Origin of the sequence: Halobacterium noricense, from assembly GCF_021233435.1 — an archaeon.
GTDB classification, from domain to species: Archaea; Halobacteriota; Halobacteria; order Halobacteriales; family Halobacteriaceae; genus Halobacterium; species Halobacterium noricense.
This window is the reverse complement of the sequence record NZ_CP089468.1, coordinates 1,810,122-1,822,655: the sequence shown is the minus strand read 5'-3', so window position 1 is coordinate 1,822,655 and position 12,534 is coordinate 1,810,122. Positions and strand designations below refer to the sequence as shown.

General features: G+C 67.0%; 13 protein-coding genes and 1 tRNA gene. 10 read left to right on the top strand and 4 right to left on the bottom strand.

What is annotated here, in order from left to right; genetic code table 11:
• Positions 1–20: 20 nt before the first annotated feature.
• On the bottom strand, positions 21–1,196 hold the full coding sequence (locus LT974_RS09515) for a M24 family metallopeptidase (RefSeq protein WP_232587438.1): 1,176 nt from the start codon (positions 1,194–1,196) through the stop codon (positions 21–23).
• A gap of 548 nt (positions 1,197–1,744) precedes the next feature.
• Here LT974_RS09515 and aroA point away from each other — a divergent pair.
• From aroA to LT974_RS09495, 4 genes are all read left to right on the top strand, one after another.
• Positions 1,745–3,028 (top strand): 3-phosphoshikimate 1-carboxyvinyltransferase, encoded by a 1,284-nt coding sequence (gene aroA, locus LT974_RS09510; protein ID WP_232587437.1) that lies wholly within the window; start codon positions 1,745–1,747, stop codon positions 3,026–3,028.
• Positions 3,029–3,094: 66 nt separating this feature from the next.
• Entirely contained in the window at positions 3,095–4,246 is a 1,152-nt protein-coding gene (gene aroC / locus LT974_RS09505) for a chorismate synthase (RefSeq protein ID WP_232587436.1), read from the top strand.
• Between the two features lie 32 nt (positions 4,247–4,278).
• Positions 4,279–4,911 carry a uracil-DNA glycosylase gene (locus LT974_RS09500; RefSeq protein ID WP_232587435.1) on the top strand — a complete coding sequence of 211 codons (633 nt, stop codon included), beginning with the start codon at positions 4,279–4,281 and terminating at the stop codon, positions 4,909–4,911.
• Positions 4,912–5,068: 157 nt separating this feature from the next.
• Complete coding sequence (locus LT974_RS09495; protein WP_232587434.1) at positions 5,069–5,833, top strand: DUF2064 domain-containing protein; 765 nt, start codon at positions 5,069–5,071, stop codon at positions 5,831–5,833.
• Between the two features lie 354 nt (positions 5,834–6,187).
• Here the strand turns inward: LT974_RS09495 and LT974_RS09490 are convergent, their stop codons facing one another.
• On the bottom strand, positions 6,188–7,372 hold the full coding sequence (locus LT974_RS09490; protein WP_232587433.1) for an orc1/cdc6 family replication initiation protein: 1,185 nt from the start codon (positions 7,370–7,372) through the stop codon (positions 6,188–6,190).
• A 408-nt stretch (positions 7,373–7,780) separates the two neighbouring features.
• Here LT974_RS09490 and LT974_RS09485 point away from each other — a divergent pair.
• Positions 7,781–7,862: transfer RNA gene (locus LT974_RS09485), tRNA-Ser, on the top strand.
• A gap of 93 nt (positions 7,863–7,955) precedes the next feature.
• Positions 7,956–8,282: a DUF5785 family protein gene (locus LT974_RS09480; RefSeq protein WP_232587432.1), complete on the top strand. Its 327-nt coding sequence runs from the start codon at positions 7,956–7,958 to the stop codon at positions 8,280–8,282.
• 84 nt (positions 8,283–8,366) lie between these two features.
• On the opposite strand, the gene udk is transcribed toward LT974_RS09480, so the two are convergent.
• On the bottom strand, positions 8,367–9,101 hold the full coding sequence (gene udk / locus LT974_RS09475; RefSeq protein ID WP_232587431.1) for a uridine kinase: 735 nt from the start codon (positions 9,099–9,101) through the stop codon (positions 8,367–8,369).
• 212 nt (positions 9,102–9,313) lie between these two features.
• Between udk and LT974_RS09470 the strand changes: the two genes are divergently transcribed.
• The 3 genes from LT974_RS09470 (at position 9,314) to LT974_RS09460 (ending at position 11,763) form a co-directional block, all read left to right on the top strand.
• On the top strand, positions 9,314–9,859 hold the full coding sequence (locus tag LT974_RS09470) for a CBS domain-containing protein (RefSeq protein ID WP_232587430.1): 546 nt from the start codon (positions 9,314–9,316) through the stop codon (positions 9,857–9,859).
• Positions 9,860–10,010: 151 nt separating this feature from the next.
• On the top strand, positions 10,011–11,207 hold the full coding sequence (locus LT974_RS09465; RefSeq protein WP_232587429.1) for a phosphoglycerate kinase: 1,197 nt from the start codon (positions 10,011–10,013) through the stop codon (positions 11,205–11,207).
• A gap of 67 nt (positions 11,208–11,274) precedes the next feature.
• Complete coding sequence (locus LT974_RS09460; RefSeq protein ID WP_232587428.1) at positions 11,275–11,763, top strand: GNAT family N-acetyltransferase; 489 nt, start codon at positions 11,275–11,277, stop codon at positions 11,761–11,763.
• Positions 11,764–11,903: 140 nt separating this feature from the next.
• Here the strand turns inward: LT974_RS09460 and LT974_RS09455 are convergent, their stop codons facing one another.
• Complete coding sequence (locus LT974_RS09455) at positions 11,904–12,137, bottom strand: DUF2249 domain-containing protein (RefSeq protein WP_232587427.1); 234 nt, start codon at positions 12,135–12,137, stop codon at positions 11,904–11,906.
• Positions 12,138–12,246: 109 nt separating this feature from the next.
• Here LT974_RS09455 and LT974_RS09450 point away from each other — a divergent pair, with 109 nt between their 5' ends.
• On the top strand, positions 12,247–12,486 hold the full coding sequence (locus tag LT974_RS09450; RefSeq protein ID WP_232587426.1) for a hypothetical protein: 240 nt from the start codon (positions 12,247–12,249) through the stop codon (positions 12,484–12,486).
• Positions 12,487–12,534: the final 48 nt, after the last annotated feature.

The following is a 12,534-nucleotide window of genomic DNA, read 5'->3' as shown; positions in this document are numbered from 1 at the left end:
TGGCCGGAGTGTTGCCCCCGTCAGTCCGCGAGCGAAATCTCGTAGCCGGTGAGATTCTCGTAGCTGTCCTCGGTGACGACGACGATGTCCTCGATGCGGACGCCGCCGACGTCCGGGTCGTAGAGACCGGGCTCGATAGTGATGACGTGGCCGGGGCGGAGTTCCTCGCCGCCCTGCGAGAGCGACGGCTGCTCGTGAACGTCGAGGCCGACGCCGTGGCCCGTCGAGTGGATGAACCCAGTCTCGGCTTCGGGGTCGGTGTAGACCGTGGGGAAGTCGTGGTCGGTGTAGATGTCGACGACCGCCTGGTTGACTTCCTCGCCAGTCGCTCCGGGTTCGACGACGTCGAGCGCGGCCTGCATGGCCTCGTGGGTGACGTCGTACCACTCCTGTTGGGTTCCGCTGGGAGTGCCGTTGAGGAACGTCCGCGTCATGTCGGCGTGGTACTTCGAGTCCTTGTCCCGCGGGAAGATGTCCACGACGACGAACTCGCCGGCTTCCAGCGGCCCGCTCCCGCGGTTGTGGGGGTCGGCGGCGTCCCGCCCGCACGCGACGATGGTCTCGTCGAGGGCGCAGCCGTGTCGGAGGAGTTCGACTTCGATTTCCTGCTTGACGAACTCGCTGGTGAGCACGTCGCCGTCGTGGACGAGTTCGCCGCCGTCGGTGACGTCTGCACCACGAATTAGTTCCTCCGCGCGCGCCATCGCGGCCTCGTTGGCCGTCTGGGCAGCCCGCACGTGCTCGATTTCCGCGTCGGTCTTCGTCGCGCGCACGTCCGTGACGACGCCGTCTTCGTCGGGTTCGACAGCGATTTGCTGCCCGCGGAGCGCATCCGCGGTGCCGACCGGGAACTCGTTCTGGACGGCCAGCGACTCGCAGCCGACGTCCGCGAGGAACTCCGCGGCCATCAGCGCCTGTGCTTCCCGCTCGCCGTGTTCGGCGTGCTTCGCGCGGTAGTCGTAGTCGGCGTGGCGCTTGACGGTGTCCGCGCGGCTCTCCTGTTTCGCGCGACCGTACTCCAGCGAGGAGACGAGCACGGCGGTCTCCTCGGGCGTGTAGACCGCCAAGTACGGGTCCGGCGCGTCGAAGCCCGTGACGTAGTAGAGGTCGCTGTTCGACGCGTCGTCGTGGAAGGCGTACCCGTCGAGTCCCTGTTCGTCGAGGAACTCGTCGAGACGCGTAAAGTCGGGGTCCATGCACGCGACTCGTCGCGGCCGCTGCAAAATCCTACCGTCTCCGGCTGTTCAGGTCGGGGAAGCGACGAGGTATTCGAACTCGACAAACTGTGGTCTCTCCCCACGGTTCACTCTGTGTCCTGGCGGATTGAAAGGGCGAGACGCGCGTGGCGGCGAAGCCGCCACGTTTTGCGGCGGTCGGCGAAGCCAACCGCCCACTCGACGAACCCCGGCGTTCGGAAGACGCATCGCGTCCTCCGCAGTCGACCGAGAGACGCGTCGCGTCTCTCGGGATGACGAGAGGACTTCGTCCTCTCGAACCACCCATCAGAACGCGCAGCGTTCTGAGGACGACGTAAGCACCGCAGCGGAGCGAGGAGCGCAGCGAGCCGCGGGAGTGTCGTGAGTGCAGCGAACGAGACCGCGGGAGACGAGCGCTGCGAGTCGCCCGACGGTCGAGACCGGCGAGGGCTTTCAGGAAGTCGAGTTGGTATCGTGGGAAGCGTCCACTGACATGCATAGTCGCCGTCGCCGGAACCCTGATACCGGGGCCCGCCGTCGCCGTACGCATGGACGTCACTGTCGGGAACTCCCGGGTGTCGGGAACGGCTCGCGCCCCGCCGTCGAAGAGCTACACACACCGCGCGCTCCTCGCGGCGGGGTACGCGGAGGGCGCACTCGTACGGAACCCGCTCGTGAGCGCGGACACGAAGGCGACCGCGCGCGCCGTCGACCACTTCGGCGGCGACACCGAGCGCATCGACCGCGACTGGTCGGTTACCGGATTCCTCGGCGCGCCCGACGTACCGGCGAACGTCATCGACTGCGCGAACTCCGGGACGACGATGCGACTCGTTTCGGGCGCGGCCGCGCTCGCCGACGGCACGACGGTGCTCACGGGCGACCGGTCGCTGCGCTCGCGCCCGCAGGGACCGTTGCTGGACGCTATCGAGGAACTCGGCGGGAGCGCGCGCTCGACCCGCGAGAACGGGCAGGCACCCCTCATCATCGAGGGACCGATGAACGGCGGACGTGTGGAGATGCCGGGCGACGTCTCCTCGCAGTTCGTCACGTCGCTGCTGATGGCTGGCGCGGTGACCGAGCGCGGCGTCGACATCGAGCTGACGACCGAGCTGAAGTCCGCGCCGTACGTCGACATCACGCTCGACGTGCTGGAGTCGTTCGGCGTCGACGCCGCGGAGCACGGGAACGGCTACCGCGTCCCGGGCGGGCAGACGTACGAACCAGTCGACGGCGAGTACGCGGTCCCCGGCGACTTCTCGTCGGCGTCGTACCTGCTGGCGGCGGGCGCGCTCGCGGGTGGCGACGAAGTCGTCGTCGAGGGCGCACACCCGAGCGAGCAGGGTGACGCCGCCATCGTCTCCATCCTCCGGCAGATGGGCGCGGACGTCGACTGGCGGCGCTCGGAGGGGCGGATTGTCGTGGGTCGCAGCGACCTCGACGGCGTCACTGTCGGCGTCGCGGACACCCCCGACCTCCTACCGACAATTGCGGTGCTGGGCGCGGCTGCGGGCGGCACGACGACGATTACGGACGCCGAGCACGTCCGCTACAAGGAGACCGACCGCGTCGCCGCGATGGCCGCGGAACTCACGAAACTCGGGGCGGACGTCGAGGAGCGGCGGGACGAACTCGTCGTCCACGGCGGCGACAGCGACCTCTCCGGCGCGCGCGTTGACGGCCGCGGCGACCACCGCATCGTGATGGCACTCGCCGTCGCCGCGCTCGTCGCGGACGGCGAGACGGTCATCGAGGGCGCCGAGCACGTCGACGTCTCCTTCCCGGACTTCTTCGACGCGCTCGGCGACCTCGGCGCCGCCGTCGACCTGTAATCGGCGTCGCGGACTTCGCTTGCGCGGACTGCAAGCCATAAGCCCCTCGGGACGTATGCTCCGGTAATGAACGGTAATCGGTTCGGGCGGCTGTTCCAGGTGACGACGTACGGCGAGAGCCACGGCCAGGGAATGGGTGTCGTGGTGTCGGGCTGCCCCGCGGGACTGGAGCTCGACGAGGAGACGATTCAGCGCGAACTCGACCGCCGGAAGCCCGGCCAGTCGATGATTACGACGTCGCGCGGGGAGCCCGACGAGGTGACCATCAACTCCGGGATTCAGGACGGTTACACCACGGGCACGCCCATCGGCATGACCATCCAGAACAAGGACGCCGAGTCCGGGAAGTACGAGCCGTTCGTCACCGCGCCGCGGCCGTCCCACGGCGACTTCACGTACTCCGCGAAGTTCGGCACGCGCAACTGGGGCGGCGGCGGGCGCTCCTCGGCGCGCGAGACCGTGAATTGGGTCGCGGCGGGCGCGATTGCCAAGGAGATTCTGGAGCACGAGGGCGTGCAGGTGAAAGCCCACGTGAACCAGATTGGCGACATCGAGGCACCCGACGTATCCTTCGAGGAGATGCTCGAACACACGGAGGACAACGACGTGCGCTGCGCGCACCCCGAGACCGCCGCGGAGATGCAGGAGCTCATCGAGGACTACCAGGAGCGCGGCGACTCGATTGGCGGCTCCATCTACTTCGAAATCCAGGGCGTGCCGCGCGGGCTCGGTGCACCGCGCTTCGACTCTGTGGAGGCGCGCCTCGGCCAGGCGATGATGTCGGTGCCCGCGAGCACGGCCTTCGAGTTCGGGCGCGGCCGCGACGCCCGGACGATTCCCGGGAAGGAGCACAACGACGATTGGGAGTTCGGGGAAGAAGGAGAGCCCGTTCCCGTCGAGAACGACCACGGCGGCCTGCAGGGCGGCATCACGACTGGGGAGCCGATTTACGGCGAGGTGACCCTGCACGCGCCCACGTCGATTCCGAAGAAACAGCAGACAGTCGACTGGGAGACCGGCGAGGAGAAAGAGATTCAGGTCGTCGGCCGCCACGACCCCGTGCTGCCGCCGCGCGGCGTCCCCGTCGTCGAAGCGATGCTCAACGTGACGATTCTGGACTTCATGCTGTTGGGCGGCCGCATCAACCCGGACCGACTGGACGACCAGCCCGGCGAGTACGACACCGACTACCACCCGAGCAGCCCGCGAAACAAGTAACTCTCCGTGGCACGAAACTCCCGAAACAACTGATGGACGCCCACCAGGAAGGCCCGCAGAACCCCTACGGGATGGACGAGAACTGCCGGAACTGTCCCGGCCTCTGTGACGTCCGCGAGCGCGTCGTCCACGGCTACGGCGACGTCGGCGCGGACTTCGTGTTCGTCGGCGAAGCCCCCAGTGAGGGAGCCGAGCGAACGGGCGTCCCGTTCACCGGCGACGAGGCCGGCGAGCGTTTCCAGCACATCCTCGGTAGCATCGGTCTGAACTACTCGCTGCCGTCCAGCGCCGAGCCCGAACTCGACAACGCCTACCTGACGTACCTGACGCGCTGCCGGCACCCCGACCGCGGCCTCAGCGACGAGGAGGTGGTGACCTGCGAACCGTACCTGAACGCCGACATCCGCATCATCAACCCCGAGGTGCTCGTGCCGGTCGGCCAGCGCGCGCTCACGGAACTCGGAAAGGAGTACACGACCACGCCCGCCGACGACCTCGACATCGAGGACCACCACGCGACGTCGATTCGGGGGCGTGGGTTCGAACTCGCGCCGATGGTTCACCCCGCCGACCAGACCGACGACCAGCGAGAGGAGTACGTCGACTTCTTCCTCGACCTGCTCGACACCGACTACCGGCAGACGAAGGGCCGGCGCGGTCGCTGATCGGTGCTGTGGCGACTAGCCGGCGCGGTCGCTGACCGGTGCTGTGGCGACTAGCCGGCGCGGTCGCTGACCGGTGCTGTGGCGACCAGCGGAACGGTTTCGGTCACGGGGCCGCCGTATCGCGGCGTTCAAGCGTCCCCCGGACGGAGGACTACGTATGACTGTCGTCGCCGTCACGGTGGACCCACCGCGGGAAGGACTCGTGCTCCCGGAGCTGGCAGCCACGTCGCCGCTCTCAGAGCAGGAAGCCGTATCGCTGTACGAGGCGATGGCCGCCGACGCGTTCCGTGCGGTGGCCGAGAGCGGCGGCGACCTCCTCGTGAATTACCGGCCCGACGACCTGCTCCCCGACGAGCACGTCCCCGAGGGAGCGGACGCCGAGCAGGAAATCAGGAGTCTCGTCGAGGACGTGCTCGACGAGGAGGCGACCGCGGCCACGCGCGTCGAAGTGCAGGTCGGGTCTTCGAAGCACGCCCGCGTCGGGAACACGGTCACGCACCTGCTGGACACCGAGGGCGTGGCGTCGGTCGCCGTCCTGGAACCCGACGCGCCGCTGGTCGCGCGCAAGCACGTCGATAGCGCGGCGCTGAAGCTCCGCCGGAACCCCGTCGTCGTCGGGCCATCCCGGGGCGGCAGCCTCTACTTCGCGGGCTTCCGCGAGCCAATCGACTTCGAGGGTGCGTGGAGTGCGCCGGAAATCGAGAACGTGACCGCGCGAGCAATCGATGCCGGCCACGACGTCGACTTCCTCCACGAGCAAACCCGCGTCCGGACTGGTGACGACCTCGTTTCGCTGGTCGCGGAACTCCGCGCACGGCGCGCTGCTGGGCGCGTCGTTCCTGCGTACACGACCGCGTACGTCGAAGACCTCGGCCTCCGCATCGAAGCGGAGGACGGCGAGCGCGTGCTCGTCCGGGAGTAGAGCACACAGAGTTCGAGCGGGCCGGAGTGCTGGTGCGCGAATTCGTTCACACGGGGACCCCCATTTGCAAGTGTTGTTCGCGAGTCGGGTGGGTGGCTGCAGAGGGCCCCCACCCCGTTTTGCAAGTGAAGTCGGGAGGAGGTCAGGGGTTAGGGGTGAGAATGACGAGTGAGAGGGTCCCCCACCCCGATTTTCGAATGTTCCAGGGCAGGAGAACGGGAGAGCAAGAGAGCGAGTGGGAGAGTAGGCAGAGCAAGAGAGCGAGTGGGAGAGTAAGGTGGGACAGAAGGCAGAGCAAGAGAGCGAGGAAGGAAGAAGAGTGTGGGAGAAAAGAAAGCGGGAGCGGCGGATTCACTACTCGGTTTCGTCGGCCATCGCTTCCCGAACCATCTCGGCGTCGACGTCGAGTTCGTACTCGAAGAACTGCCCGCCGCCGCGGCCATAGTTGCGGTCGTGCTGGCGGAGGAATCCGAGCATCGAGAGGTCGTTGAGATGGTCGTGGACGCTGCGCTGGCTCAGGGGTTCGGCAGCGTACTCCGCGGCGACCTCCTCGTAGACTTCGTAGAGTTCCTTCGCACGGGCCGGCGTCTCGCCGCTGACGGACATCTGCGTGACCGCGAGCAGGACGTACTGACCGTGGGTCGTGAGGTCTTTGATAGAGTCCTTGATGCGACCACGTTCGACGCGTTCGACCGCGGTGTCGACGTCTTCCTCGGTGACGACTTCGCGTCCGTCCTCGACGGCGACGTTGACGGCCTCGCGGAGCAAGTCGATGGCCTGTCGCGCGCTCCCGCGGTCACGAGCGGCAAGCGCGGCACACTGCGGGATGACACCGTCTTCGAGAACGTCCCCGCGGAGGCCGCGTTCGGCGCGGTCGGTGAGAATCGTGACGAGCTCGTTGGCGTCGTACGGCGGGAACTTGATTTCGCGCTCGCAGAGCGTATCCTGAACTTTCGGCGAGAGGTCGTTGCGGAACGTGTAGTCGTTGGAGATGCCGACGACCGCGACCTGCGAGTCCGAGATGTTGCCGTTCGTCTTCGCGCGCGGGAGCTGGTAGAGCAGCATGTCGTCGTCGCCGAGGTTATCGATTTCGTCGAGCACGATGAGCACGGTGCCCTCGCGCGCTTCGATTTCGTCGAACAACGCGTTGAGCACGTCCGACGTCGACAGCCCGGTCGTGAGCGGGTCACGGTCGGTGTCCCCGCGGAGTTCGTTCACGAGCGCGATGGCGGCCTGGTACGACGAAGGGTGGTGGTGGCAGTTGACCTCGACGCTCACCACGTCGTCGACGCCCTCGCGGTCCTCGGCCTCGTACTCGAGGGCGTCCATCATGTACCGCGTCACCGCGGTCTTCCCGACGCCGGTCTTCCCGTAGACGAAGACGTTGTCCGGCTCCCAGCCGTCCACGACATCCTGGAGGGCGTTGGCGTACTGGTCGATTTCTTCGTCGCGTTCGAGGATTTCCTCCGGCTCGTAGTGGTCCTTGAGGACGTCCTTGTTGGTGAACAGCTCGACGCGGTCTCGGAACGGCGTCTTCATCGCTTGCGAGTCGCTTTCTGCTCATCCACTATAATACCCTCGGTTCTATCGTTTCGGCAGTTTCGCGTGTTCGGTCTGTTTCCCTCGTTCCGTCCCGAAGTTCCTGCCACGTTCCCCTCCTAGCAAACCCACCCCAAAACACACGCAATCGCTGCTCTATCGACCGATTCCAGTGTTGGTACAACTAGCCATTCGTCCACCGCTGGCATCACCGCTCCGATTTCTACGTATAACACTTGCAAAACGGGGTGGGAGGGTTCCCCTCGCGATTCGTTCACCCCCAAGCAGGTCGTCCACCCAACCTCCCCACCGTCTCGCCGTCGAACACTCGAAATTCGGGGGCGGGGCGTCGTCGCCGCGCAGACAACGACAGTTTCAACCGTCCACTCACTGTACGGTCACTCGCGTGGTGAGGTGGCAGAGCGGCCTATTGCGCCGGTCTTGAAAACCGGTGGCGTCAGCCTCCTGGGTTCAAATCCCAGCCTCACCGCTGACATTCTACGCGACCTCGTTGCTCGTGGAGCCGGAAATCTCCTGCGCGGATTGAGAAACGGTTTTGGGGCCGGCGGCGAACGCCGTACGTATGGCAGAGATGGAAGACCCCTCGGGCCGGGACTGGGTCCACGACCCCGACGGCGAGAAAGGCAGCGAGGGCGGCCGCAACTACGACATGGCGGTCCTCTCGAAGATGACCGACGAAGAGGACGACTTCCCGTTGGAGAAATCGGCGTTCGTCGAGGAGTTCGGCGACTGGCCGGTTCGCATCAACCACGAGAAGGTGCTCTCCGTGGCGGAAATCTTCGAACACGTCGAGGAGGACGAGTTCGAGACGAAGGTCGGCTTCCACAAGGCAGTTGGCGACGGCCTGCGGCGCGCGAACGTCTGGGACTACCACCCGCCCGAGCGGTAGTCCGACGATAGTCGATTCGCCCGACGACAGAACCTACGTACCGACGACAGAACTACCGAGCAGTCACGCCTCTCGAGCTACGAACTACTTCGAGTTCTCGGCTGCGTTCGCGTCGACTTCTTCCTCGGCTCCGTCGTCGGGGTCGCTGTCCGCGAACTCGCGCTCGTAGCGCTCCTCGTCGCCGCGCACTGCCCACTCCGCCATCTCCGAGCTCTCGGCCTGGACTTTCTCTTCGAGGAGGTTGACCGCGACCGCGTTCGCGCCCTCCGGGATGATGATGTCGGCGTCCTTCTTCGTGGGCTCGATGAACTGCTCGTGCATCGGCTTGACCGTCGAGAGGTACTGGTCCATCACGCTTTCGAGGTCGCGGCCGCGGTCGACGACGTCGCGCTCGATGCGGCGGAGAATGCGGACGTCGGCGTCGGTCTCGACGTAGATGTGGAGGTCGAGCATGTCGTTGACGTCCTCGTCGTAGAGCGCCAGGATCCCCTCCAGCACGATGACGTCAGTGGGTTCGACGGTGATTCGTTCTTCTTTACGGAGGTGTTCGGTGAAGTCGTACTGAGGCATCTCGACGGGCTGGCCGGAGAGCAGCGCGTCGAGGTGCTCCTGGAGGAGGTCCCACTCGAACGCCGAGGGGTGGTCGTAGTTGACCGTCTTGCGCTCCTCGAAACCCATGTGGCTGAGGTCCTTGTAGTAGTTGTCCAGCGGAATGAGGGTGGCCGCTTCCTCGACGTTGTCGGTAATCTCGCGCGCTACCGTCGTCTTGCCGGCCCCCGTGCCCCCGGCGATACCGATAGCGAACGACGGGATGGTCATTACTACGCGACAGGAGAGGCAGCGGTGTTGAATCCCGCGGTTTGCGGCCGTCACGCGCCGCAGGAACTCCTCACGTGGCGACAGAAGTTTCGCAGCCCGGACACCCACCGAGAACGTTGACCCGCTCGGTTTCGCCCCCAGGAACCTTCGCTTCCGGACACCATACGCGTTTTGGGGATACCTTTTAGCACGGCTGCGTGCTACGTCTTCCCATGACACAGTTAGCGCTCAGGGACGTGCTCTCCCAGGAGTTCGTCGGCGTCAGCGAATCCGACGAACTTCTCGACGCAGTCGAGCTGATGCGGGCCGAGAACACCACCAGCGCGGTCGTCCTCCGCGGCACCGACCCGGTCGGCGTCGTCACCGCCGAGACCGTCATGGACCTCCTGCTGGACGGTCACGACCCGAACGCAGTCGCCGCCGCCGACGTGATGGACGGCCCGCCCGAATCGCTGTCGCTGGACGCCTCCGTGGCGGACGCCGCGGACCTGATGGGCCGGACCGGCGACCCGCGCGTCCTGGTCGCGGACGACGACGGCGTCCACGGCGTCGTGGAAGCGCGCGACGTCGCGCCGACCGTCGAGAAACAGCTCCGCGGCGCGCCCGCAGCACCGTCGGCCCCGCCGACCGGCAGCGAGCAAGCCAACTCCGCCGACAGTTACAGCGAACAGGGCGTCTGTGAGAGCTGTGGCGGACTCGCCCACGAACTCGTGGACGTCAACGGCCAACTGCTCTGCCCGGAGTGCCAGCCGGTCTGACGCCCGACCCGCCGACACTGCTCCGCGACCCGCTCCCTGAGCCCGCGACGACACCGCATATTTACTCGTTCCTGCGTACCCGAATTCGGACGCGTGCTTGGCCGCGGCGGACAGAAACGCCTATGCACGCCGCTTCTCTCGGTCCCACCACATGGCGATACGGACCCTCGACGACCTCGACGCGACGGACACCGCGGTCGGGGTGCGGGTCGACATCAACAGCCCGCTGGCCGAGGACGGAACGCTCGCCGACGACGCGCGGCTGCGGGCTCACGTGGACACGCTCGACGAGCTGCTCGACCGCGGCGCGCGGGTCGCGGTTCTCGCCCACCAGGGGCGGCCGGGTGGCGACGAGTTCGAGCGCCTCGAACCGCACGCCGACCGGCTCGACGAACTCCTCGACAACCCGGTCTCGTACTGCGACGCGACCTTCTCCGCGGACGCGCGGGACGCCGTCGACGCCCTCGACGCGGGCACGGCGGTCCTGCTCGAGAATACGCGCTTCTACAGCGAGGAGTACATGGAGTTCTCCGCCGAGCGCGCCGCGGAGACGTTCCTCGTCGCGCGGCTCTCGCCCGTACTGGATGCGTACGTCAACGACGCGTTCGCGGCCGCGCACCGCTCGCAGCCGTCGCTGGTCGGGTTCCCCGAACGGCTGGAGTCGTACGCGGGCCGCGTGATGGCGACGGAACTGGATGTGCTGGGCTCCATCGAGGAGACGCCGACGCCGCGGACGTACGTCGTCGGCGGCGCGAAGGTCCCGGACTCCGTGACGGTCATCGAGCACGCGCTCGCGAACGACCTCGCAGAGAACGTGCTCGTGACTGGCGTCGTCGCGAACGTCTTCCTCGCAGCGGCCGGCGTGGACATCGGGCGTGCGAGCACGGACTTCGTCCACGACCGCGGCTACGAGACGGAAATCGAGCGCGCGGACGACCTCCTCTACGAGTACGGCAACCACATCCACGTGCCCGAGGACGTTGCCGTCGAGCGCGACGGCGAGCGAGCCGAACTCGGGGTCGAGGAACTTCCACCGGCGCGCAGCGAACCCGTCGAGGACGTCGGCAGCGACACGGTCGCGGCGTACGCCGACATTCTCGAAGAGACAGGGACAGCGGTCCTGAACGGGCCAGCGGGCGTCTTCGAGGACGAGACGTTCGCGGACGGCACGCGCGGCATCTTCGAGGCGGCGACAGCGGCGGAGTACACCATCGTCGGCGGCGGCGACACGGCCGCGGCCATCCGGCAATTCGGCCTCTCGGGGTTCGAGCACGTGAGTACCGGCGGCGGCGCTGCCCTCCGGCTGCTCACGGGCGAGTCACTCCCGGCCGTGGAGGCGCTACGATGACGGTAGCGGGGCTGACGCCGGCTTCGTTGACACTGGCCCCGAGGACGCCGGTCGTGGAGGACCGCTGATGGACGTGGCGGCTGCGACCAGGGACGACGTCGCGGCCGTCACGGAGCTGTGGGTCTCGCTCGCGCGCGAGCAGCGCGCGCACGCCTCACACTTGCTCGCCGAGGAGAACCGCGAGCAGGCCCGCGACCTCGTCGCGCAATACGTCCACACCGGCGACTGCGCACTCGCTCGGAGCGCGGGCCAGCCCGTCGGGTTCGTGATGTTCCACGTCGAGACGGGATTCTTCGAGACAGACGCCACCCGCGGGGTCGTAGACAACGTCTACGTGCTGCCGGACGTCCGCGGCGAGGGCGTCGGGTCGGCGCTCCTCGACTACGCGGAGGGCCAACTGCGCGACGCGGGCGCGGACGTGCTCGCCGTCGAAGCGCTGTGGGACAACGAGGCCGCGCGCCGCCTCTACGACCGCCGCGGCTACGCCCCGCACCGCGTCACGATGGAGAAACCGGCCGATGCGGGTACGGACGACGCGGAGCGAGACGACGATTGACCGGCTGTGCCTGCAGTCAGCATCGAGTGCAGCGCCGAAGTGGTGAGGCGAGTCGGAACGAAGTGGTGATGGGAACGCGAGTGCCGGCGTGACGCCGGCGGGCGGAAGTGGGCACGACGCAGAAGATAGCCTGTCCTACCTTACACCTTGGGCAGTTTCGCGACGAACTCGCTGGGGCCGCGCTGTTCGACCTCGTAGGCGTCCGCGTCGAAGGCCTCGACTTCCGCCTGCATCTCGTAGAACAGAGGCTTGGGCTCGTGGTCGTTGACGAGTTCGAGCGCTTCGCCGCTGTCTAACCCTTCGAACGCGTCGTGTATCTTGGGGTGGCGTTCGGGCGGCGGTACCTCCCGCAAATCGAGTGTTTTCGCTGCCATCGCAGTCGACAGTTGGCCGTCCCGGCGGGAGCGTGTTCTCCCGAATATATTCGCACGAACCGGCGAAATCGCCACAACACTCATAACGAGCGGTGTGTTATGGATTATCATGGCACGCTCGAAGTCAGATCCAGACCTGCGGCTGGGGCAACCAGTACGCGTCACGCGGCAGTCAGCGGACAAGGCGAAGCTCGCGGTCCACGGCTACGACCACCACCAGCACTTCGGCGACGATGGCGTCGTCACCGACGTCCGGCCCGGCAGCGACGACCCACAAATCGTCGTGCGCTTCGACGACTACGGCCGCGACGCCGTCACCTACCGGCCCGACGAACTCGAACTCGTCTAACCACCGGCCAGCGCGCCGACGACAGACTCATCCCTGCCGCGGACCAAT